The sequence below is a fragment of the Gluconobacter kondonii genome (genome assembly GCF_002723995.1).
Taxonomy (GTDB): Bacteria; Pseudomonadota; Alphaproteobacteria; order Acetobacterales; family Acetobacteraceae; genus Gluconobacter; species Gluconobacter kondonii.
Genome location: NZ_BEWP01000003.1, coordinates 43,123 through 62,237, shown reverse-complemented (window position 1 = coordinate 62,237; position 19,115 = coordinate 43,123). Strand labels below are relative to the sequence as shown.

The following is a 19,115-nucleotide window of genomic DNA, read 5'->3' as shown; positions in this document are numbered from 1 at the left end:
GGTCGTAAATGTTACTTTATAACACCTGATCCTTGACCCCTGCCCCGAGGACCATGATGCGTTTTTTTCCAGCTTTGTTGCTGGCTGCACTGATTTCAGGAGGTGCAGCCGCTGCTCAGGCCGAGCCGTCGCAGCCCCCTGTGCGTGTGGTGTGCGTTGAAGCGGCCTGGTGCGATGTGGCGGCGCAGATCGGGGGAGCGGATGTGCAGACGCAGGCCCTTCTGGCGACGCCGGGGATTGATCCGCATGATTTGACGCCCTCGCCCTCCATGGCGCGCGCTATGGCGGGGGCGACCATCGCGGTCGTGAATGGTGCGACCTATGACGACTGGGCGCTTCCCTTTACGGCTTCCGTGCCGGAGCGGATCGTGGTGGCATCTCTCGCGGGGTGGCGGCCCGGCGACAATCCGCATCTCTTTCTCGATCCGGCGGCGGTGGGGAAAGTCGCGCAGGTTTTTGCGGACAGGCTGTCGCATCAGCCGGGAATTTCCGCACCGGCCGTGGCGGAGAGGCTGGCGATATTCCGGAAGGAACTGGACGGCGTGACGGATCGTCTGGCGGCGATGAAGGCGCGTCATGAGGCCGTGCCCGTGGCGGCGGTGGAGCCGGTTGGGGAGACGTTGCTTCGGGATGCGGGGCTGGCGGTTTTGGATGAGAATTTTGCGCTGTCGATCATGAACCATGCGGAGCCCTCGCCGCGCGATGTGGCGCAGGTCGATATGTTGATTGACGGGCGTAAGGTGCGGATGCTGATGACCAATCCGGCCATTCATTCGCCGCAGATCGACCGGCTGGTGGATCGGGCGCGGGCTGTGGGCTTGCCGGTCGTGGCGATTGGGGAGACTTTGCCACCGGGGCAGTCCTGGCAGGGCTGGGTTCATGGCATTCTTCAGACGGTGGAGCAGGCGCTGGGTGATGGCGGAAAATAAACGGGTCTGCTGTCAGCCGGAGCGTGGGTTGGTTTTGCGGGATGTGACGCTCACGGCGGGATCGACCTGTGTGTTGCGGGAGGCGTCTCTGACGGTGCCGCTTTCGGGCATGACGCTTCTGTCCGGGCGGAACGGGGCGGGGAAGTCCACGCTGCTGCGGGCGATGTTGGGGCTGATTCCACTTCAGGCGGGCGAAATTCTCACGCATGGTCTGTCGCCGGCGCAGGCCCGGCAGCATATCGGTTACATGCCGCAGAGTGTGACGGATGCGGCGCTGCTGCTTCCGGCGGTCAGTCATGTGCGGGCGGCGGTGGACGGTGTGCGTTGGGGACTCCCGTTGCGTCTGTGGGCTCGGCGGGAGGAAGCGGACCGGCTTCTGGCGCTGACGGGGGCTGCGTCATTTGCGCACCGTCCTCTGGGATTGCTGTCCGGCGGGGAGCGTCAGCGGGTTGGGCTGGCGCAGGCTCTGGCGGGCAGCCCGGATCTGCTGTTGCTGGATGAGCCGCTGGCGGCGCTTGATCAGGCGGGGCAGGAGCGGACGGTGCGTCTGTTGCGGGATCTGACGGAGCGTCTGGGGATTGGGATTGTTCTGACGTCTCATGAAACCGAGGCACTGTCGGGAGCCGTGACGCGAGTTGTGCAGCTTGCGGACGGGGGGCTGCATGTTCGAGTTTGATTTCATGCGCCATGCCTTTGTGGGCGCGGCGGTTGTTTCTGTTCTGGCGGGGACGGTGGGCTGGTTCCTGATGCTGCGGCGTCAGGCGTTTGCGGCCCATGCGCTGTCGCATATCGGATTCAGCGGGGCGGCCGGGGCGGTTTGGCTTGGCTTTCCGCCGCTTTCGGGAATGGTGGTGTTCAGTCTGATGGCGGGGTTCGTCATCGGGGCTGAGCGCGAAGGGGAGCGCGGTGTTCCCGCTCAGCGGGACAGCACGATCGGGCTTGTGCTCGCGGCCAGTCTTGGTCTTGGGGCATGGTTCCTGCACATGAGCAACCGGGGCTCCAGCCTTGCGACCACGCTGCTGTTCGGTGACGTTCTAGGCATTGATGTGCCGACGCTGGAGGCGCTGTGTGGGGTGGCCGTGCTGTGTCTTGGACTGCTGGCGTTTCTGGGACGTCGGCTGCTGTTTGCCAGTCTGGCGCCGGAAGTGGCGCGGGCGCGGGGTGTGCCGGCGCGGCTGGTGTCGGTGGTGTTCATGGTCGTGGCGGCGCTGGCCTGTGCGGCCTGTGCGGAAGTGGCGGGCGCGCTTCTGGCGTTCAGCCTGATGATCGGGCCTGCTGCGACAGCGTTGAAGCTTGGGCTTGGGCCGCTCGCCGGGATTGCCGTTTCGGTCGGGCTGGCGCTGGGATTGTCGTGGGGTGGACTAATGCTGTCCTGGGTGACGGATGCGCCGGTTCCGTTTTGGATCGGGCTTGGGGCTGCCCTCTCCTATGCGTTGGCCGATCTGTGGCGGCGGTTCAGAAGTCCGTAGCGCTCGTCAGCTTGAAATGCACCAGAGCGATGAATGCAACCAGCATCACATGCATGATGATCAGCGCTTTTGTGCCAATAACGGGAACATCGTTGGTTGTATCGGGTGTCTGCATAATGCGTATCCTGACGGTTTTGTGGGACGATAGTCAATCCTGAACGTATTTTGAGTGTATTTTCGGCTGTTTTCCGCCGAACCCGAAAAACCAATCGTTTCGTGATATGTTATCCTCCTATGGAAAACGATACGAAAACAGTCCGAACCGGACGGGAGCATATTGATCCCGCGTCCATCGAAGTTTCTCCCAATGCCAAGCTGATGCTGATTCTGGCGGCTGTAGTCGCTGCGATCTGCGGTGGTCTGTATGGTTATGACACCGGCATCATCTCGGGAACGCTGCCTCTGATCGGGGATGATTTCCATCTGAATGCCACCATGAAGGAATGGGTGGCGTCCGCGATCCTTCTGGGGGCGATTTTCGGGGCCTTTGGTGCAGGAAGTCTGTCGGAGAAGTTCGGACGGCGGAACACCACCTGTTTGGTCAGCGGCGTGTTTGTGGCGGGGGCGACGGCCTGCTCGCTAGCGCCGGATGTCTGGAGCCTGATTGCGGCACGGTTTGTGCTGGGGCTGGCGGTTGGCGGTTCGACGCAGGTCGTGCCGATGTATATTTCCGAACTGGCGCCGCAGGAACGTCGCGGCACGCTGGTGACGCTGTTTAATGTGGCGATCGGTCTGGGCATTCTGATTGCCAACATCATCGGCTTTACCCAGCGTGTGGCCTGGGGCTGGCGCCCGATGGTGGGTATTGCGGCCATTCCGGCGGCGATCGTGTTCGTTTCCATGTTCTTCATGCCCAAGAGCCCACGCTGGGTGGCTGAAAATGAAGGCATGAAGAGTGCCATCATTCAGCTTGGGCGCATCCGCACGACCAAGCGGGCCATCCGCCGGGAAGTCCAGACCATTCGCGAAAATGCGGAAGGGATCGAGCCGCAGAACCGGGGTTGGCGCGGTCTGTTCCAGCCGTGGGTGCGTCCTGCGCTTGTCGCCGCCCTTGGTGTTGCGTTCTTTACGCAATGCGGCGGGCTGGAGATGATGATCTACTATACCCCGACCTTCCTGAATGATGCGGGTTTCGGCACGTCTTCCGCCCTTCTGGCGTCGCTGGGTGTGGCGGTGATTTACTGCATCATGACATTTCTGGGCTGCATGTTCGTGGACCGGATCGGCCGTCGTCGCCTGATGCTCATCATGGGGCCGGGGGCTGCGCTGTCGCTCGTCGGGCTTGGCGTGATGTTCCTGAGCCATCCGGCTCCGGGCAGCACGGGGGCTTATCTGATCGTGGTGTTCCTGCTGCTGTTCATGATGTTCAATTCCGGCGGTATCCAGGTGTGTGGCTGGCTGCTGGGGGCGGAAATGTTCCCGCTCTCGATGCGTGGACAGGCGACATCGCTTCATGCCGCGACGCTGTGGGGGGCTGATCTTCTGGTGACCAGCACGGCGCTGAGCATGGCCGAAGCCATCGGGCTGAGCTGGACGATGTGGTTCTATGCGTTCGTCAATATTGCTTCCGTAGTCTTCGTGTTCTTCTTCGTGCCGGAAACGGCCGGGGCTTCGCTTGAAGATATTGAAGAGGCGCTGGTTGAAAAGCGCTTTCGCCCCACGCGCGGGAATACGCGGATCGTGCAGAGCGAAGACGAGGACGTCGAAGCCGCTGCATGATACGCTTTCCCCTTCACGCAGAAGGGGAACCGACCATGACGGATGTTATCGCACAGAGGGTTGCTGCCGCACGACGTGGCAGCAACCCTTCTGTTATCGGGCGGATGAAATCGGGCTGGCTGGTGATCGGGGGGACGCAGCCTTTGCCGGGATACTGCCAGCTTCTGGCTGATCCGGTCGTGCCGACGATCAATGACCTGCACGGCGAGGCGCGGGCGCAGTATCTGGCCGATATGGCGGCGGTCGGGGATGCGTTGCTGGCGGTCACTGACGCAGTGCGGATCAATTACGAGACCTGGTGTAATCTGGCACCGTCCCTGCATACCCATATCGTGCCGCGCTATGCGTCCGAAGATCCTGAAAAGGCCACGCGCCCGGCGGGGACGGTCTATGATTACGATGCGGCGCGACCGTTCAGCTTGGAGCAGGATGGTGCGTTTATGGAAATCATCCGTCAGTATTTGAAGTTAAAGGTCTGAGATTAATAAAATAGAAATCGTATCGGCTGGCAGATGAGCGGACGGGGCCGTCTGCAGCCATTTTCTCAAAACCCACTCTGGAAAATATTGAATAGACAGTATAGAAATTATAATAACTAATTTTTAACGAAAAGTATGAAAATTATCACACTACAATTTGTTTAGAGTTGTGTACCAATATCTAGAGACGATGAATAATGCATTTCGGGAACAGGACAATGAAAAAGAACAGTATTTTCATGGAGGAATGGTGGCTTGATTGTGTAACGGAAGGAAAAATAGAGTTTATAAATTATACTCATAGCAATAAATTAAATATAAAACTTCCAATATACAAAATAAAAAATCTGGGCATGACAAGTATTTCGATGCCTCCATATACAAGAACTCTCTCTCCCCAGTTCGATATTCCAGAGTCAAAGCCCTTTAAAAAAGGACAGAACATACGACGTCTGGTGGAAGGGGTGGTTCAAAATATACCGAACTATAGTAATTTTAGATTGTCATTTGATCCTCACGATGAAACTCTTTTCGCATTCGAATTAGAGGGATTTAACATATCCAATCAATCTACATTTCAATATGATTTTAATGTTGATTTAGAAGATGTGTGGAATAATCTCGATCAAAAAACTCGAAATTTAATTCGAACTACTGGTAAATTGTTGGAAATTCGAATTGAGAACTCAATAGATTCCTTCTTTTATTTGTCAAAAAAACAAAGAAATGAGGAAAGCACACATAATTATAAATTATTGGAAGAAATTTGTAGGCAATGTCTGCTTAGAGATCAATTGGTAACGGTTGTCGCGTATAAAGGACATATTCCGGTTGCAGCATCAATTGTAATATGGGGAGAAAATATTATGTACTTCTGGCAATCAGCAAGAGATACAAATTTTTCTTATGCAGGAGCAAATTCATTATTGCTGTGGGAATGTATGAAATTGGCTTCTTCAATGGGAAAAATTTTGGACTTTGATTGCTATGGAAGTGTTTCAAGCGCTAAATTTTTGGCTGGATTTGGTCTTTATCCCATATCTAGGCCTACAGTTTATAAGTATACACCTTGTTATGGGATAATGAAAGAAGTAAAAAGATTATTTCCTGGGTGTAAGTAAAAGCAAAATATTCCATATGTAAATTATAATTATTTTGTTTTATTATCAGAATTTATTATTCATGCGAAGGTACGCGCCATTACATTTCGGAAATAGACATCTAACGTGAGAACAGGAACCAGAGCCGAAAAACTACAGTTTCGGAGAAGCGCTGTCGTCGGAGGGACGAGTATCTGAAAAGGGTACGGAGCCGGGCGGGGAACGTCCGAGCCGCGGCGATGGCCTTAAGCAGGCGCAGGGCTGGGGGGGACAGGTTTTCCGGCTGGTTCAGAAGATGCGTCACGTTGGAGCGGAAGATCGTCATGAAGACTTTTGGTCCACGGCGGCAGGCCGCCCAACCGCGTTTGATGAAAGAGTCGGTTGCACCGATGGTGTTGTGCGCGTGCTGGCGATAATAGCTGACGCAGCGGCTGTCGAAAATGACCTCCCCTCCCGCTGCGGCCGTCAGGAGATAGGCCCACCAGTCATGTAGGATGGAAGGGGGTGGCGGATTGTTGCGCAGGAGGGTGTGTGTTGCTGCATTCAGTAGCACTGTGTGGCCAGTTGCGATGTTCTGCGTCAGGGCCGTGGGAAAATTGGGTTTGCGGCGAAGGGGAGCAGATTCCTGAAAAATTACGAGATCTGCGTTCGTCAGGTATTGCCGGGCACAATATAGCGTCGGCTTGTGGGATGGGCAGCGTGCGACGGTGTCTAGCGCCCATTCCAGCTTTTGTGGCTCCCAGATGTCGTCCTGATCGGCGAAAGCGACATAGGGTGTGGACGGGACGACATCGAGCAGATGGGCATAGGAGCCCGCAACGCCGAGACGTTCCTGACGGCTGGTAATCTCGATACATCTTCCCTGTCCGGGGCCTTGGGCAAAAGCCTGCATCCGGCTTCTTGAGAAATCAGAGGAAGCGTCGTCTCGCCAGTATAGTGTCCAGTCTGGGTGTGTTTGGGCCAGGATGCTCGTGAGCTGCGCATCGAGATAGGCTTCTCCATTATACAGTGACAGGAGAATGGCGACCTGGCTGGAAGGTTCTGTCCTTTTCTGTGTCATATTTCGGCACCCGGGCTTAAGGCCGAAAGACGGAGAAAGGGAATCATTCAAACGCAACGCCAAGGAGAGAGACAGTCGGTTGCCCTCCCGCCGGGAGAGGGCAACAGCCGGTCAGGCTTCAGAAAACAGCTTGTGAACAATACGCGTCACGCTGTGGCGCCACTCTGGCATCTTTAAGCCGAAAACGCGATGGAGCTTTGAATTGTCCATCCGGGAGTCCTGCGGACGTTTGGCCGGAGTGGGCCAGTCCTCGGTGCGGATTGCGTTGACCTGCGGCATGGTCTGGCCATGCTTTGCGGCTTCTTCCAGAGCGGCGACGGCAAGACCGTACCATGTGGTTTCGCCGGAGCCGCTGGCATGGAAAATGCCCCTGTATTGCGGTTTCCAGCCATCGCGCCCGATCAGGGCAATGATGGCGAGAATAGCCTCTGCCAGATCGTCTGAACTGGTCGGATTGCCGCTCTGGTCTCCTACGACCTTGAGCACGGGGTTTTTGGCACCCACATTGATCATGGTGCGGACGAAGTTTTTGCCATGGGCGGAATAGACCCATGACGTGCGCAGGATGATGCTCTTGATATTGGCACTCAGGACGGCCTGTTCGCCTTCCGCCTTTGTGCTGCCATAGACGGTCTCGGGAGAGGTGGCGTCGTCTTCGGTGTAAGGCGTGCCTTTGTCGCCGGAGAAGACATAGTCTGTTGAGACGTGGATGAACGGAATATCCGCCTGTGCGCAGGCCGCAGCGAGCGCTGCGGGACCGGAATTGTTCGCGCGTTCGGCTCCGTCTTTTTCTGTTTCCGCCAGATCGACGGCTGTCCAGGCGGCCGCGTTCACGACGACCGATGGTTTGTATTTTTCGACGATGGTGGCGATCGTTTCCGGATGGTCGAAATCGAATTCCGGCCGTCCAACCCGGATGATACGTTCATCTCCGAGATTTTGGAGGGAGGTTGCAAGCTGACCGTTGCCACCTGTGACGAGAATGGGACCTGTGCCGGGCATGGTCATGCTCACTTTTCGTACTGGAACCAGCCTTTGGATTCCGAGAAATGCGGTGCGACCAGATCCTTGTCGGACAGGACGGCATCAGCTTCGGAAACGGGCCAGTCGATCTTCAGTTCCGGGCAGTTCCAGATGACCGCGCGTTCGGAGACCTTGCTGTAGAGCGAGGTGCATTTGTACTGGACTTCGGTATTTTCCTCGAGCGTGACAAAGCCGTGCAGGAAGCCCGGCGGCACCCAGAGCTGCGACCAGTTTTCGGCGGACAGTTCGGCACCCACCCATTTGCCATAGGTCGGCGATCCCGTGCGGGCATCGACAGCAACGTCCCAGATCGCACCGCGTGTGACGCGCACCAGCTTGCCCTGTTCGTAGGGGGCCAACTGGCAGTGCAGGCCGCGGACGACGCCTTTCTGGCGCGACAGGCTCTGATTGTCCTGAACGAAGGGCAGGGTAATGCCAGCGTCGTTCATACGATCAACATTATAGGTCTCGGAGAAGAAGCCGCGATTGTCACCAAAACGGGGAGGCGTAACGAGAATGACCTCTGGAATGGAAAGACGTTCGACCTTCATGCTGAAATCCTGCCGTGAAAATTTCTTATAAAAAAATGGTTCCGGTTGCGTATTTCAGCAGACCGGAACCCTGAAAACAAAATCAGCTGTCAGCCAGTTCCAGAAGCAGGCGGCCGAGTTCGGTTTTGCCCATCTTCTTTGCGTGATCACGAAGCTGGTCGGCGTTGATGAACTTGTTGCGGAAAGCGACCTCGGCAGGGGAGCCAACCAGCATGCCCTGACGGGACTGAATGGTCTGAACGAAGGTTCCAGCCTGCATCAGGCTGTCAGGCATACCGGCGTCGAGCCAGGCGCAGCCGCGACCCAGACGGTCCACCTGAAGGGTGCCCTCTTCGAGATACATGCGGTTGAGGTCGGTGATTTCCAGTTCGCCACGCGGGCTTGGCTTCACCTTCTTGGCGAAATCCACGACGCGGTGATCGTAGAAATAAAGGCCCGTGATGGCCCAGTGAGATTCGGGGTGGGTCGGTTTTTCCTCGACCTTGAGAGCGATACCGCTCTCGTCGAAGGAGACCACGCCGTAACGCTCCGGATCGCGGACCTGATAGGCGAAGACGGTTGCACCTTCGGGGCGGTTGGAGGCCGCGCGCAGCAGGACGCCGAGATGTTCGGAGAAAATCAGGTTGTCGCCCAGCGCCAGCGCGCAGGGTGAACCCTGGATCCAGTCTTCGGCGATCAGGAACGCCTGTGCCAGACCGTCCGGCGTGGGCTGGACGCGGTATTCGAAGGTGACGCCGAACTGCGAACCGTCGCCCAGCAGGCGTTGGAACTGCGGCATGTCATGCGGCGTGGTGATGATCATGATGTCCCGGATTCCCGCCAGCATCAGCGTGGAAAGGGGATAATAGATCATCGGCTTGTCATAGACCGGCAGCAACTGCTTGGAGGATGCCATCGTCATCGGATACAGGCGTGTGCCCGAACCGCCGGCGAGGATGATGCCCTTCATGGGCTTGGTCTCGATGGTGCTCATTTGCTGGCTCCCAGTCTCTGGCCTGTATAGCGCTTGGAGCGGATTCCTTCCCACCAGGCGCGGTTGTCGAGATACCACTGCACCGTTTTGCGGATGCCGCTTTCGAAATCATGCGTCGCTTTCCAGTCGAGTTCCTTCTCGGCGTGTGACGGATCGATCTCGTAGCGGAAATCATGGCCGGGGCGGTCGGTGACGAAGCGGATCAGACGTTCGCGCGGGCCAGCCGGATCGGGCTGAAGCTCATCGAGGACGGCGCAGATCTTCTTGACGACTTCAAGATTGGTGCGGGGCTGGCGCGCACCAATGGCATAGGTTTCGCCCGGTTTGCCGGTTTCGACCGCCTTGACCAGAGCCTCGGCATGGTCTTCGACGAACAGCCAGTCACGGACGTTTTCGCCCTTGCCATAAACCGGAAGGTCGCGGCCTTCGATCGCATTGATCGTGACCAGCGGGATCAGCTTTTCCGGGAAATGCCAGATGCCGTAATTGTTGGTGGTGTTGGTCACGAAGGTTGGCAGGCCGTAGGTGTGGAACCAGGCGCGGACCAGATGGTCGGACGACGCTTTGGAAGCCGAATACGGGCTGCGGGGATCGTAGGGTGTGGTTTCCGTGAACGGGGGATCGTTCGGTTCCAGATGGCCGAAGACTTCGTCAGTGGAAATATGGTGGAAGCGGAAGACCTTCTTTTCGGCATCTCCCAGCGTGTTCCAGTATTTGCGGGCCGCTTCGAGAAGGGAGTAGGTGCCGACGACGTTTGTCTGGATGAAAATACCAGGACCGTCGATCGAGCGGTCCACATGGCTTTCGGCCGCAAGATGCATCACGGCGTCGGGGCGGTATTCCTCGAACAGGCGCTGCATTTCCACGCCGTTCACAATATTCGCACGGGCGTGGGAGTAGCGGGGATCGTCTGCGACTTCGCTGACGGTGTCTTCCGAGGCTGCATAAGTCATGCAGTCAACATTCAGGACCGAGTGGTCCGTGTTTCGGATCAGATGGCGTATAACGGCCGATCCTATGAAGCCGCAACCGCCTGTCAGCAAAATCCGCATTTGAACCTCTTGGTTAAAATCAGGGTCTGGACCCCTGCAGAGTCATTTTATCTTACAGTGTTGTTGGAACAGCGCAAATAACGCTGCGACATTCTCTGTAACATCATATGGATGATTTTGAAGACGGCTTTCGCCTCTCGCGCTGGCCGGGCTGATGGGCTAATCCCACAGTCGTGCGGAGGCAGGAGAGGCAGGCATGCTGGCTGATACTTTGACACGCTCTTTGACGGATGTTCTGGAGCGACCCGATCTGCGGGTGATTGCGGACGGATTGGTTCCGATCCTGGATGTGTCACTGCCGCTTCCGTTCCGGATCGAAGGAGAACTGGTGCCGGGGCAGGCTTTCTGCCTGTCCACGGCGACGCTCAAGCTGGGTGGGTTATGTCTTGAAGCGCCGCGTCTTGCGCCGACCTTCCTGCGCCATGCGATTGAACTCATGCGACTGCTGGAGCCCGGCGCCAATCCATTTCTGGCCAGCTTTGCCGCGGCGCGCGTGGCGGCGCTGTTTCATGCGCTGGATACCGGCGATGTCGCGCCGCTTCCATTCTGGCTTGCGGTTTTCGCAGGCGACGTGCCCGATGTTCCTGCCCTGTTGCGGAGTTGGGAGACGCTGAGCGCGTTTCTGCCGGATCTGCCGCTGTTCACACAGCCTGAAGCCGAGCGTCTGCAAGGCGTTCTGACCCGGTTGTGGCCTGTTCTGGCACCCGCCGAGAGCCTGATGAGCGGGGGCGGGGATTCACGGCTGGCTGTCGATCCACATACCGGGCTGAACCGGTATTCCAGCTCTCATCGTCCTCGGCCTTGGGCGATCACTTTTGGGTCATCGACGGCGTCTTCGCTGTCCGAACGCGGTTTTGGGGGGGCTGAATCCGCTCGACGTGCCATGATGAGTGCGCTGCTGGCCAAGCAGGACCCGGATCTGGTTCAGGAAGGTGTTGTGCGCCGGGCCCGGGCGGCGATTGGCGCTCATTATGGTCTGCCGGAAGATGCGGTTCTGCTATCGGCGTCCGGGACAGACTGTGAATTGGCGGTTCTGGCGCTTGTAGCGGCGGGAACGCAGCGTCCGGTGACGTCCATCCTTCTGGCCCCGGATGAAACGGGCAGCGGGGTGCCTCTGGCGGCTTGCGGTCGGCATTTTGCGACGGATAGTGCGTGCTCCACGCTGGTGGGCAAGGGCGAGGTGATCGAAGGGTTTTCGCCGGACACGCGGTTGATTGGTGTCGATATCCGTGCGGCTGATGGCACGGCGCGGCCTGTCGCGGAGATCAATGCACAATGTGCGGCCCTTGTGCGACGCGAAGCGGCCGAGGGGCGGCATGTGCTGTTGCACCGGCTGGACCAGTCCAAGACCGGGCTTGCTGCGCCGGACATGGATCTTGTCTGGGAATTGTGTACCGGGCTGGGCGATCAGCTCAGCGTCGTTATCGATGTCTGTCAGGCGCGGTTGAGTCCGTCGCGGGTGGCGGACTGGGTGGAGCGGGGGATCATCGTCATGATTACCGGCTCCAAGTTTTTTACCGGCCCACCGTTTTGCGGGGCCATTCTCCTCCCCCCTCAAATCCGCAATCGTCTGCCGTCCCTGTCACTTCCGAAAGGCTTGCGGGCCTATGGCAACCGCGATGAGTGGCCGGAAGGTGCGGATGCTTCGGCGCTCAATAACGGTCACAATATCGGGCTGGCCCTGCGCTGGTATGCGGCCCTTGCCGAAATGGATGCGCTGTTTGCGTTGCCCGACCGGGTCATTCGCAGTCGTCTGACGCGGTTTATGACGGAGGCCGTTGCCATGGTGCGCGCCCGTCCGGTCCTGACCATGCTGCCTATGGGCACGCCTTTTGATGACGGGCGCTGGGACGCGGTTCCGACCATTCTGTCGTTTCTGGTGGAGGACCCTCATGCACCCGGCCAGCCGCTTGCGCTGGAAGACGCGCGACGGTTGCACCGCTGGCTGAATGCGGATCTGTCGCCTTGGGTTATGGAAGGGGAGGGCAGTCTGCTCTGTGTTCTGGGGCAGCCCGTTCCAGTGCCGCATCCGATGCTGGATGGACCCGCGGGCGCGCTGCGTCTGTGCGCGGGGGCGCGGCTGGTGTCGGGAGAGCCATCGCATGAAGGACTGGACGAGGAGCGCCGGTTGCAGCGCGAATGCACGGATGCGCGCCGGGTGCTGGGAAAACTGGAACTGATCCTGAAACACTGGGATGTTCTGCTGGACGCGAACCCCGTCCCCCGTTACGCCCCATTAGCATGACCCAGACAGATAAAGCGGTCCCGCACGGGCATTTTCTCGATACGCCGGAACTGCCGAAGGGCGTGACCCGGTTCTGGATGATTCGCCACGCGGTCGTGGAAGCCAGTGCGCGCAAGACGATGTATGGGGCGCTTGATGTGCCGCTATGTCGGGAAGCGATGGCAAGCCAGCAGGGCGGCTATGCCACGCTGGCGCGGCGTCTGCCGACCGATGCATTGTGGTATAGTTCGCCGCTCCAGCGCGCGCGTGACACGGCGAGCGAGATCCGTAAGGCAGGGGCGTTTTCGCAGGATGTGACGATTGACGGCCGTTTCATCGAACAGTCGATCGGGGAATGGCATGGCACGCCGCATACGGAGTTCATGTCTCTGCTGCGACTGCCGCCTAATCCGTTCTGGTCCATTTCCGCATGTGAACTGCCGCCGGGCGGGGAGAGCATGCTGGATGTCTGTGCGCGTGTGGCGCATGGTCTAGAGGATCTGGCGAATGCCCATGAAGGTGAGGACATGGTTGTCGTCAGTCACGGCGGGGCCATCCGCGCAGCTTTGGCGCATGCGCTGGGCGTGCATCCTGATACGGCTCTGCGGTTTTCGATTCAAAACCTGTCCATCACCATTCTGGAGCGTATCGACTGCCTGTGGCGTGTCGTAACGGTTAACGAACTGCCTGATTTCCGGGGCTGAACTGCGGGACAGTCTCTGGATTTCAGAGACTGTCCAGACGTACGAAAAGACCCGGAGCGGGCTTTAGCGGATAAAGATAGAATTTTTGGAAATAACCGGAGACGGGCATGGTGGGCACACAAGGGCTCGAACCTTGGACCCGCTGATTAAGAGTCAGCTGCTCTACCAACTGAGCTATGTGCCCATGCCCCGTCTACCGGTGGAGCGGCTTATAGCGGGATTCGGTGGGAAGCTGCAAGAGGTTTTTCTTCTTTTCTTCGCGGCTGGTCTGAAAAAGAAGAAAAACCTTGTTTTTCAGTGTGTTATTTCCGGTTGAGGAGGCGCATGACGCTTTCGAACTGCTCCAGAGACGTATAGTCGATCTTCAGGGAGCCGCCTTTTTTGCCGTTATAGGAAATATGGACTTTCAGGCCGAGACGGGAGGAGAGGTCGTTTTCGATCTGGAGAATTTCCGCGTCCCGCGCCTTTTTGGCCGGGGTCGTGGTTTCTTTGCCGCTGGTGAGGGCTTCCGTCTGGCGGACATTCAGGCCGCGGGCGATGACGAGCTTGGCGGCAGCGACCGGATCGGGATGGGTGAGCAGGGCGCGGGCGTGACCGGCTGTGAGGTCGCCGTTGCGGACATGCGCGCGGACTTCCGGCGGCAGGTTCAGCAGGCGCATGGTGTTGGTGATGTGCGGGCGGGACTTGCCAACGGCACCGGCCAGTTCTTCCTGCGTCAGGGTGTAGTCCGTAACGAGGCGTTGCAGGCCCTCGGCTTCTTCGATCGGGTTGAGATCTGCGCGCTGAAGGTTCTCGACCAGGGCTGCGGCCATCGCGTCCGTGTCGTCCAGTTCGCGGATATGGACGGGAACGCTGTGCAGGCCTGCGAGCTGTGAGGCGCGCCAGCGGCGCTCACCGGCAATGATCTGGTAATGACCAGGCTTTTCCGGATCGGGGCGGACGAGCAGGGGTTGCAGGACGCCGCGTGAGCGAATGGAATCGGCCAGTTCGGACAGGCGCTCGGGGTTCATGTCCTGTCGTGGCTGGAAGGGGCTTGGGGCCAGAACATCCACGGGCAGGGACGAGTGTTGTTGTGGCGTGGCGTTTGCGCGTGTGGCGCGGGCCAGTTGCGGCGCCTGATCGCCCAGAAGGGCTGCGAGGCCGCGACCAAGACGCGGGGAACTGTCCTTTTTGGCCATCGCCGGTTACGCCTTTGTCTTGTTCTTGTTGCGTTTGATCAGCTCGTCCGCCAGCGCCAGATAGGCGATGGCGCCTGTGGAGCGGGCGTCGTAATCCAGCACCGGGCTGCCGTGGCTCTGGGCTTCGGAAATGCGGATATTGCGCGGGATGATCGTCTCGAACACCTGATCGCCGAAGAAGCCACGCGCATCCTGCGCCACGAGTTCGGACAGGTTGTTGCGTCGGTCGTACATCGTCAGGATGATGCCTTCGAGATGCAGGTCTGCGTTGAAGGCGCGGCGGACGCGGTCGATGGTGCGGACGAGCTGGCTGATGCCTTCAAGCGCAAAGAACTCGCATTGCAGCGGCACAATTACGCTGTCGGACGCGACCAGCGCGTTGAGCGTCAGCAGACCGAGGCTTGGCGGACAGTCGATCAGAATCGTGTCGTAATCGCCTTCAAGCGCATGCAGAGCGTCGCGCAGACGGTATTCTCGGCGCTCGTCCCCGATCATTTCAAGCTCTGCACCGGCCAGTTCGTTGTTGGCCGTGATGATCGAGAGATTCTCGAACGCGGTCGGCTGGGGCAGGGCGTGGGGTTCGGCTTCGACCATCAGCGCGGCATAGGTGCCGGTGTTGCGCTGGTCGTAGTCGATGCCCAGACCGGTGGAGGCGTTGCCCTGCGGGTCCAGATCCACGAGCAGGACGCGCTGTCCCTGACGGGCCAGACCTGCGGCCAGATTGATGGTGGTGGTGGTCTTGCCGACGCCTCCCTTCTGGTTGGTGACGGCAATGATCCGGGTGGTGGGGGATTCGGTTTTAGACGACACGCTTGAAATCACTGACCTTGATGATGGCTCCGCCGGGGTCGGTGCGGCTGGGAACAATGGTGTGGCTCATGTGCCAGTCGGCGCTGGCCTCGGTCAACTCAGCCTGTGCCTTCTGACCTTTCAGAAACAGGCAGAACCCGTCTTCTTTCAGCAATGGCCGTGCCCAGTCCAGGAGCCTGTTGAGGGGGGCCAGCGCCCGGGCCGTGATGATGTCGGCCGGAGGGGGGCTGGCGGCTTCGATACGCTTGGCGATGACCGCGACCTTCGCCTCGCAGATGCGTCCCGCTTCCCGCAGGAAGGCGCATTTGCGCTGATCCGATTCGATCAGGGTGACCGGGTTGCCTGTGGCGATGGCCAGAATAATGCCCGGAAAACCACCGCCCGAACCCAGATCGGTGATGGTGGCACCTTCGGGGATCAGCTCCGCAAGCTGGAGGCTGTCCTCGATATGGCGAGGCCAGAGCTGTGCGATGTCACGGGGGCTGACGAGATTGATTTTCGCGTTCCACTGCACGAGCAGGTCGGCAAAGCGCTCCAGCCTCTCATGTGTTTCACGTGAAACGGTGGTCATGACAGGGTCCTTACATGGGCCAGCAGGGCGACCAGCGCGGCAGGTGTGACCCCGCGCACGCGCTGTGCTGCGGCGAAACTGGTCGGGCGGGCCTGGGAAAAACGCTCGCGCATTTCGCTGCTCAGGCCACCGATGGCAGTGTAATCCAGATCGGCCGGAAGGGCGATGGCACTTTCCGATGCGAGCTGTCGAATTTCACGATCCTGCCGGTGAAGATAGCCGCCATAGCGGGCTTCGGTCTCGACATGGCGGCGCACGCGCAGGGGGAGGTCGGCGAACCACGGGGCCAAAGCATTCAGAATCGTGTGGTCTCCGTTGCTGGCGAGGACGTCCAGAACCGTACGCCGGCGGCCATCCAGAGAGACTTCGAAACCGACGTCACGGAGGGCCTGCGGCAAGAAGGTTGTTCCGGCGGCGCGGGCCATGGCGGCGTCGAGTTCGGCCTTCTGGGCTGTGAAAGCAGTTTTGCGTTCGGACAGGATGCAGCCTGCGGCGATGCCTTTGGGCGTCAGGCGCAGGTCGGCGTTATCGGCGCGCAGGGTCAAACGATACTCGGCGCGGGATGTGAACATGCGATAGGGTTCGCTGATGCCGTGCAGTGTCAGATCGTCGATCATAACGCCGAGATAGGCGTCGCTGCGATCCAGCGTGAGGGCCTCGTTTCCAGCCGTGGCGCGGGCGGCGTTCAGGCCTGCGAGGAGGCCCTGTGCGCCGGCTTCTTCGTAGCCGGTCGTGCCGTTGATCTGTCCGGCAAGATACAGGCCCGGCAGGCGGCGCAGTTGCAGGGACGGCAGAAGCTCGCGCGGGTCCACGTAATCATATTCGACGGCATAGCCTGCGGTGACGATGCGGGCGTTTTCCAGACCGGGCATGGTGGCGATCATGGCGGCCTGCACGTCGGCGGGTAGGCTGGTGCTGATACCGTTGGGATAGACCAGATCGCCGCCCGGATTTCCCGGAAGGGCTTCGGGTTCGAGAAAGATCTGATGCGAACTGCGATCGGCGAACCGGACGACCTTGTCCTCGATGGACGGGCAGTAGCGCGGGCCGCGCCCGGCGATGGCGCCGCCATACATGGCCGAGCGGTGCAGGTTTTCGTTGATGATCCTGTGGGTCTCGGCGGTAGTCTGGGTAATGCGGCAGACGACTTGCGGGTTGGTGATGGCCGTCGTCATGGGGCTGAAAGCCTCGGGTTCGGCATCGCCGGGATCGGCCGGGAGGTTTTCCCAGTCGATGCTATCTTTGGCCAGACGCGGCGGTGTGCCGGTCTTGAGGCGGCCCATTTGCAGACCGAGCGCATAGAGGCGTTCGCCCAGACGTTTGGCCGGCGCTTCGCCGATGCGTCCGGCGTCTGTCTGGGTGTGGCCGACATGGATGACGCCGCGCAGGAAGGTTCCGGCAGTCAGGACGACGGCGCCGCAGCGGAACTCCCGACCGTCTTCGCAGATGACTCCTATGATGCGGCCGTTCTCTTCGATCAGGTCTCCGGCGGCGCCTTCGAGGATCGTCAGGTTCGGCGTGGCGGCGAGTAGATCCTGAATGGCGGCGCGGTAGAGCGAACGGTCGGCCTGCGCGCGGGGGCCGTGAACGGCGGGTCCCTTGGAGCGGTTGAGCAATTTGAAATGGATTCCCGCGCGGTCTGCGGCTTTGCCCATCAGGCCGTCGAGCGCGTCGATTTCGCGCACGAGATGACCTTTGCCGATCCCGCCGATGGCCGGGTTGCAGGACATAGCACCGATCGTTTCCAGCCGATGGGTGAGCAGCAGGGTGCGCGCGCCGAAACGGGCCGATGCCGCTGCAGCTTCACATCCGGCATGACCGCCGCCGATCACGATGACATCGAAATCGCTCACAACCTACTTCCCGATACAGAACTGCCCGAAAATCGCATCGAGCAGGGATTCAACATCAACACGTCCGGTCAGACGCCCCAGAGCCAGCATGGACAGCCGGAGTTCCTCGCCCCGCAGTTCCGGCCATGTCGCGGTCCGGGCATGATCCAGATGGTTTGCGGCCTCCTGAATTCCGGCGCGGTGTCTGGCGCGGGTCAGTGGGGGCGCAGCTGAACCGGCCATGAGTTCGGACACCCGTTCGGACAGGACCTGACGCAGCGCACCAAGTCCTTCGCCGGACTGCGTGCTGATCCCTAACATACCGGATGGGGCTGGTGCGATGTCGATTTTTGTCCGGATGGGAATTTCCCGTCCGGAGAGGGTTTCAAGGCTCTCATCCGGGCCGATCAGATGCAGCACGACATCCGCCTGTTTCACGTGAAACAATGCGCGGCGGATGCCTTCGGCTTCGATTTCGTCTTCCGTCTCCCGTAGGCCCGCCGTGTCGATCAGACGCAGGCGGACGCCGTCCAGAATCCAGTTGAGTGCGATGGCATCGCGGGTCGTGCCCGCACGATGCGTGACGATTGCGGCATCTGTTCCGGATAACGTATTGAGAAGGCTGGACTTTCCGACGTTCGGCGACCCTGCGATCACGACGGTCAGGCCCTGACGCAGGAGTTCGCCGCGATTGTCCTGAAGGTGGGCGGACATTTCGGTGTGGAGCTTCGAGAGTTCCTCGACCAGTCCGTCTTCCACGTCCTGCGGGAGGTCTTCGTCCGGGAAGTCAATCAGCGCTTCCTGATGGGCGAGGACGAGGCGCAGGCGCTGTGCCCAGTCGTCATACAGGCGGCTCAGGGCGCCGTCAGCCTGACGCAGGGCCTGTTTGCGCTGGCTTTCGGTTTCAGAATCCACGAGGTCGGCAATGGCTTCGGCCTGAAGCAGGTCCAGCCGTCCTTTCTGGACGGCGCGCCGGGTGAACTCGCCCGGTTCGGCTGGGCGGGCTCCGAGATCGGTCAGGGCGTCGGCGACGCGGGCGATGATGGCGGGGCCGGCATGGAGGTGCAACTCGAAACCGTCTTCTCCAGTGTAGGAGTTCGGGCCGGGGAGCCAGAGGGCGACGGCATGGTCGAGCACCTCTGCGTTATGGCGCAGGGTTCGCAGGCTGGCGCGGCGGGGTTCGGGGAGATGTCCGTTGCACAGCGCGCGCAGGATCGTATCGCTGCCGGGGCCGCTGGCGCGCATGATCGCGATGGCGGCGCGGGAGGGGCCGGTTGCCAGTGCGAAAATGACCTGCGGTGTGTGGTCCGGGAGGGAGGAGCGCGTCATGGGGTTCTATGTAGTGCAGGAGGGCCTGTGGTGAAAATGCTTAGGCTGTAATGAGGCGCGTGTGGGCATGAAAAAAGGCGGATCGTTTCCGATCCGCCCTTTTGTTCAGACT

The 19,115-nt window shown here is 59.7% G+C and carries 19 protein-coding genes and 1 tRNA gene; 8 read left to right on the top strand and 12 right to left on the bottom strand.

Going from position 1 to position 19,115, the window contains the following annotated elements; genetic code table 11:
* Positions 1-53: 53 nt before the first annotated feature.
* The 3 genes from GKO01_RS04325 to GKO01_RS04315 are packed head-to-tail and all read left to right on the top strand — an operon-like array spanning position 54 to position 2,398.
* The gene (locus GKO01_RS04325) at positions 54-929 is read left to right on the top strand and encodes a metal ABC transporter solute-binding protein, Zn/Mn family (protein WP_099285933.1); all 876 of its coding nucleotides are present in this window, start codon (positions 54-56) and stop codon (positions 927-929) included.
* Positions 916-1,605, top strand: coding sequence for an ATP-binding cassette domain-containing protein (locus tag GKO01_RS04320; protein ID WP_099285932.1), 690 nt, complete (start codon positions 916-918; stop codon positions 1,603-1,605). The genes GKO01_RS04325 and GKO01_RS04320 overlap by 14 nt, the downstream gene beginning before the upstream one ends.
* On the top strand, positions 1,592-2,398 hold the full coding sequence (locus tag GKO01_RS04315) for a metal ABC transporter permease (protein WP_099285931.1): 807 nt from the start codon (positions 1,592-1,594) through the stop codon (positions 2,396-2,398). Before GKO01_RS04320 ends, GKO01_RS04315 begins: the two co-directional genes overlap by 14 nt.
* Here GKO01_RS04315 and GKO01_RS16460 read toward each other — a convergent pair.
* Positions 2,385-2,513 carry a hypothetical protein gene (locus GKO01_RS16460; protein ID WP_264815894.1) on the bottom strand — a complete coding sequence of 43 codons (129 nt, stop codon included), beginning with the start codon at positions 2,511-2,513 and terminating at the stop codon, positions 2,385-2,387. The genes GKO01_RS04315 and GKO01_RS16460 overlap by 14 nt on opposite strands.
* Before the next feature lie 119 nt (positions 2,514-2,632).
* On the opposite strand from GKO01_RS16460, the gene GKO01_RS04310 reads away from it, so the two are divergent.
* From GKO01_RS04310 to GKO01_RS04300, 3 genes are all read left to right on the top strand, one after another.
* A complete protein-coding gene (locus tag GKO01_RS04310; protein WP_167383428.1) occupies positions 2,633-4,117 on the top strand; it encodes a sugar porter family MFS transporter in 1,485 nt (494 codons plus the stop codon).
* A gap of 35 nt (positions 4,118-4,152) precedes the next feature.
* Positions 4,153-4,596: an HIT family protein gene (locus GKO01_RS04305; protein ID WP_099286098.1), complete on the top strand. Its 444-nt coding sequence runs from the start codon at positions 4,153-4,155 to the stop codon at positions 4,594-4,596.
* 218 nt (positions 4,597-4,814) lie between these two features.
* The gene (locus GKO01_RS04300) at positions 4,815-5,717 is read left to right on the top strand and encodes a GNAT family N-acetyltransferase (protein WP_167383427.1); all 903 of its coding nucleotides are present in this window, start codon (positions 4,815-4,817) and stop codon (positions 5,715-5,717) included.
* A gap of 100 nt (positions 5,718-5,817) precedes the next feature.
* Here GKO01_RS04300 and GKO01_RS04295 read toward each other — a convergent pair whose 3' ends face one another.
* The 5 genes from GKO01_RS04295 to rfbB form a co-directional block, all read right to left on the bottom strand.
* Complete coding sequence (locus tag GKO01_RS04295) at positions 5,818-6,756, bottom strand: glycosyltransferase (protein WP_099285929.1); 939 nt, start codon at positions 6,754-6,756, stop codon at positions 5,818-5,820.
* A 111-nt stretch (positions 6,757-6,867) separates the two neighbouring features.
* On the bottom strand, positions 6,868-7,758 hold the full coding sequence (rfbD, locus tag GKO01_RS04290) for a dTDP-4-dehydrorhamnose reductase (protein ID WP_099286097.1): 891 nt from the start codon (positions 7,756-7,758) through the stop codon (positions 6,868-6,870).
* An 8-nt stretch (positions 7,759-7,766) separates the two neighbouring features.
* Complete coding sequence (gene rfbC, locus GKO01_RS04285) at positions 7,767-8,330, bottom strand: dTDP-4-dehydrorhamnose 3,5-epimerase (RefSeq protein WP_099285928.1); 564 nt, start codon at positions 8,328-8,330, stop codon at positions 7,767-7,769.
* A gap of 82 nt (positions 8,331-8,412) precedes the next feature.
* Entirely contained in the window at positions 8,413-9,279 is an 867-nt protein-coding gene (gene rfbA, locus GKO01_RS04280; RefSeq protein ID WP_174694242.1) for a glucose-1-phosphate thymidylyltransferase RfbA, read from the bottom strand.
* Between the two features lie 20 nt (positions 9,280-9,299).
* Positions 9,300-10,355: a dTDP-glucose 4,6-dehydratase gene (rfbB, locus tag GKO01_RS04275; RefSeq protein ID WP_099285926.1), complete on the bottom strand. Its 1,056-nt coding sequence runs from the start codon at positions 10,353-10,355 to the stop codon at positions 9,300-9,302.
* A gap of 196 nt (positions 10,356-10,551) precedes the next feature.
* Between rfbB and GKO01_RS04270 the strand changes: the two genes are divergently transcribed.
* Positions 10,552-12,600 (top strand): hypothetical protein, encoded by a 2,049-nt coding sequence (locus GKO01_RS04270; protein WP_099285925.1) that lies wholly within the window; start codon positions 10,552-10,554, stop codon positions 12,598-12,600.
* Entirely contained in the window at positions 12,597-13,283 is a 687-nt protein-coding gene (locus tag GKO01_RS04265; RefSeq protein WP_062107145.1) for a histidine phosphatase family protein, read from the top strand. Before GKO01_RS04270 ends, GKO01_RS04265 begins: the two co-directional genes overlap by 4 nt.
* A 108-nt stretch (positions 13,284-13,391) precedes the next feature.
* Here the strand turns inward: GKO01_RS04265 and GKO01_RS04260 are convergent.
* From GKO01_RS04260 to mnmE, 6 genes are all read right to left on the bottom strand, one after another.
* Positions 13,392-13,467: transfer RNA gene (locus tag GKO01_RS04260), tRNA-Lys, on the bottom strand.
* Between the two features lie 118 nt (positions 13,468-13,585).
* Positions 13,586-14,461 (bottom strand): ParB/RepB/Spo0J family partition protein, encoded by an 876-nt coding sequence (locus tag GKO01_RS04255; protein ID WP_099285924.1) that lies wholly within the window; start codon positions 14,459-14,461, stop codon positions 13,586-13,588.
* 6 nt (positions 14,462-14,467) lie between these two features.
* A complete protein-coding gene (locus GKO01_RS04250; RefSeq protein WP_099285923.1) occupies positions 14,468-15,271 on the bottom strand; it encodes a ParA family protein in 804 nt (267 codons plus the stop codon).
* Positions 15,261-15,842: a 16S rRNA (guanine(527)-N(7))-methyltransferase RsmG gene (rsmG, locus tag GKO01_RS04245; RefSeq protein WP_099285922.1), complete on the bottom strand. Its 582-nt coding sequence runs from the start codon at positions 15,840-15,842 to the stop codon at positions 15,261-15,263. The genes GKO01_RS04250 and rsmG overlap by 11 nt, the downstream gene beginning before the upstream one ends.
* Entirely contained in the window at positions 15,839-17,695 is a 1,857-nt protein-coding gene (gene mnmG / locus GKO01_RS04240; RefSeq protein ID WP_099285921.1) for a tRNA uridine-5-carboxymethylaminomethyl(34) synthesis enzyme MnmG, read from the bottom strand. Before mnmG ends, rsmG begins: the two co-directional genes overlap by 4 nt.
* Positions 17,696-17,698: 3 nt before the next feature.
* Positions 17,699-19,003 (bottom strand): tRNA uridine-5-carboxymethylaminomethyl(34) synthesis GTPase MnmE, encoded by a 1,305-nt coding sequence (mnmE, locus tag GKO01_RS04235; protein WP_099285920.1) that lies wholly within the window; start codon positions 19,001-19,003, stop codon positions 17,699-17,701.
* Positions 19,004-19,115 lie beyond the last annotated feature (112 nt).

What these genes read in the sequence shown, in the direction of transcription:
- GKO01_RS04270 (WP_099285925.1), top strand. Translation starts at nt 10,552, where the DNA reads ATGCTGGCTGATACTTTGACACGCTCTTTGACGGATGTTCTGGAGCGA.
- GKO01_RS04310 (WP_167383428.1), top strand. Translation starts at nt 2,633, where the DNA reads ATGGAAAACGATACGAAAACAGTCCGAACCGGACGGGAGCATATTGAT.
- GKO01_RS04325 (WP_099285933.1), top strand. Translation starts at nt 54, where the DNA reads ATGATGCGTTTTTTTCCAGCTTTGTTGCTGGCTGCACTGATTTCAGGA.
- GKO01_RS04295 (WP_099285929.1), bottom strand. Translation starts at nt 6,756, where the DNA reads ATGACACAGAAAAGGACAGAACCTTCCAGCCAGGTCGCCATTCTCCTG.
- mnmE (WP_099285920.1), bottom strand. Translation starts at nt 19,003, where the DNA reads ATGACGCGCTCCTCCCTCCCGGACCACACACCGCAGGTCATTTTCGCA.
- GKO01_RS04320 (WP_099285932.1), top strand. Translation starts at nt 916, where the DNA reads ATGGCGGAAAATAAACGGGTCTGCTGTCAGCCGGAGCGTGGGTTGGTT.
- GKO01_RS04265 (WP_062107145.1), top strand. Translation starts at nt 12,597, where the DNA reads ATGACCCAGACAGATAAAGCGGTCCCGCACGGGCATTTTCTCGATACG.
- rfbC (WP_099285928.1), bottom strand. Translation starts at nt 8,330, where the DNA reads ATGAAGGTCGAACGTCTTTCCATTCCAGAGGTCATTCTCGTTACGCCT.
- rfbA (WP_174694242.1), bottom strand. Translation starts at nt 9,279, where the DNA reads ATGAAGGGCATCATCCTCGCCGGCGGTTCGGGCACACGCCTGTATCCG.
- GKO01_RS04300 (WP_167383427.1), top strand. Translation starts at nt 4,815, where the DNA reads ATGAAAAAGAACAGTATTTTCATGGAGGAATGGTGGCTTGATTGTGTA.
- rfbD (WP_099286097.1), bottom strand. Translation starts at nt 7,758, where the DNA reads ATGCCCGGCACAGGTCCCATTCTCGTCACAGGTGGCAACGGTCAGCTT.
- rsmG (WP_099285922.1), bottom strand. Translation starts at nt 15,842, where the DNA reads ATGACCACCGTTTCACGTGAAACACATGAGAGGCTGGAGCGCTTTGCC.
- GKO01_RS04255 (WP_099285924.1), bottom strand. Translation starts at nt 14,461, where the DNA reads ATGGCCAAAAAGGACAGTTCCCCGCGTCTTGGTCGCGGCCTCGCAGCC.
- GKO01_RS04315 (WP_099285931.1), top strand. Translation starts at nt 1,592, where the DNA reads ATGTTCGAGTTTGATTTCATGCGCCATGCCTTTGTGGGCGCGGCGGTT.
- GKO01_RS04305 (WP_099286098.1), top strand. Translation starts at nt 4,153, where the DNA reads ATGACGGATGTTATCGCACAGAGGGTTGCTGCCGCACGACGTGGCAGC.
- rfbB (WP_099285926.1), bottom strand. Translation starts at nt 10,355, where the DNA reads ATGCGGATTTTGCTGACAGGCGGTTGCGGCTTCATAGGATCGGCCGTT.
- GKO01_RS16460 (WP_264815894.1), bottom strand. Translation starts at nt 2,513, where the DNA reads ATGCAGACACCCGATACAACCAACGATGTTCCCGTTATTGGCACAAAA.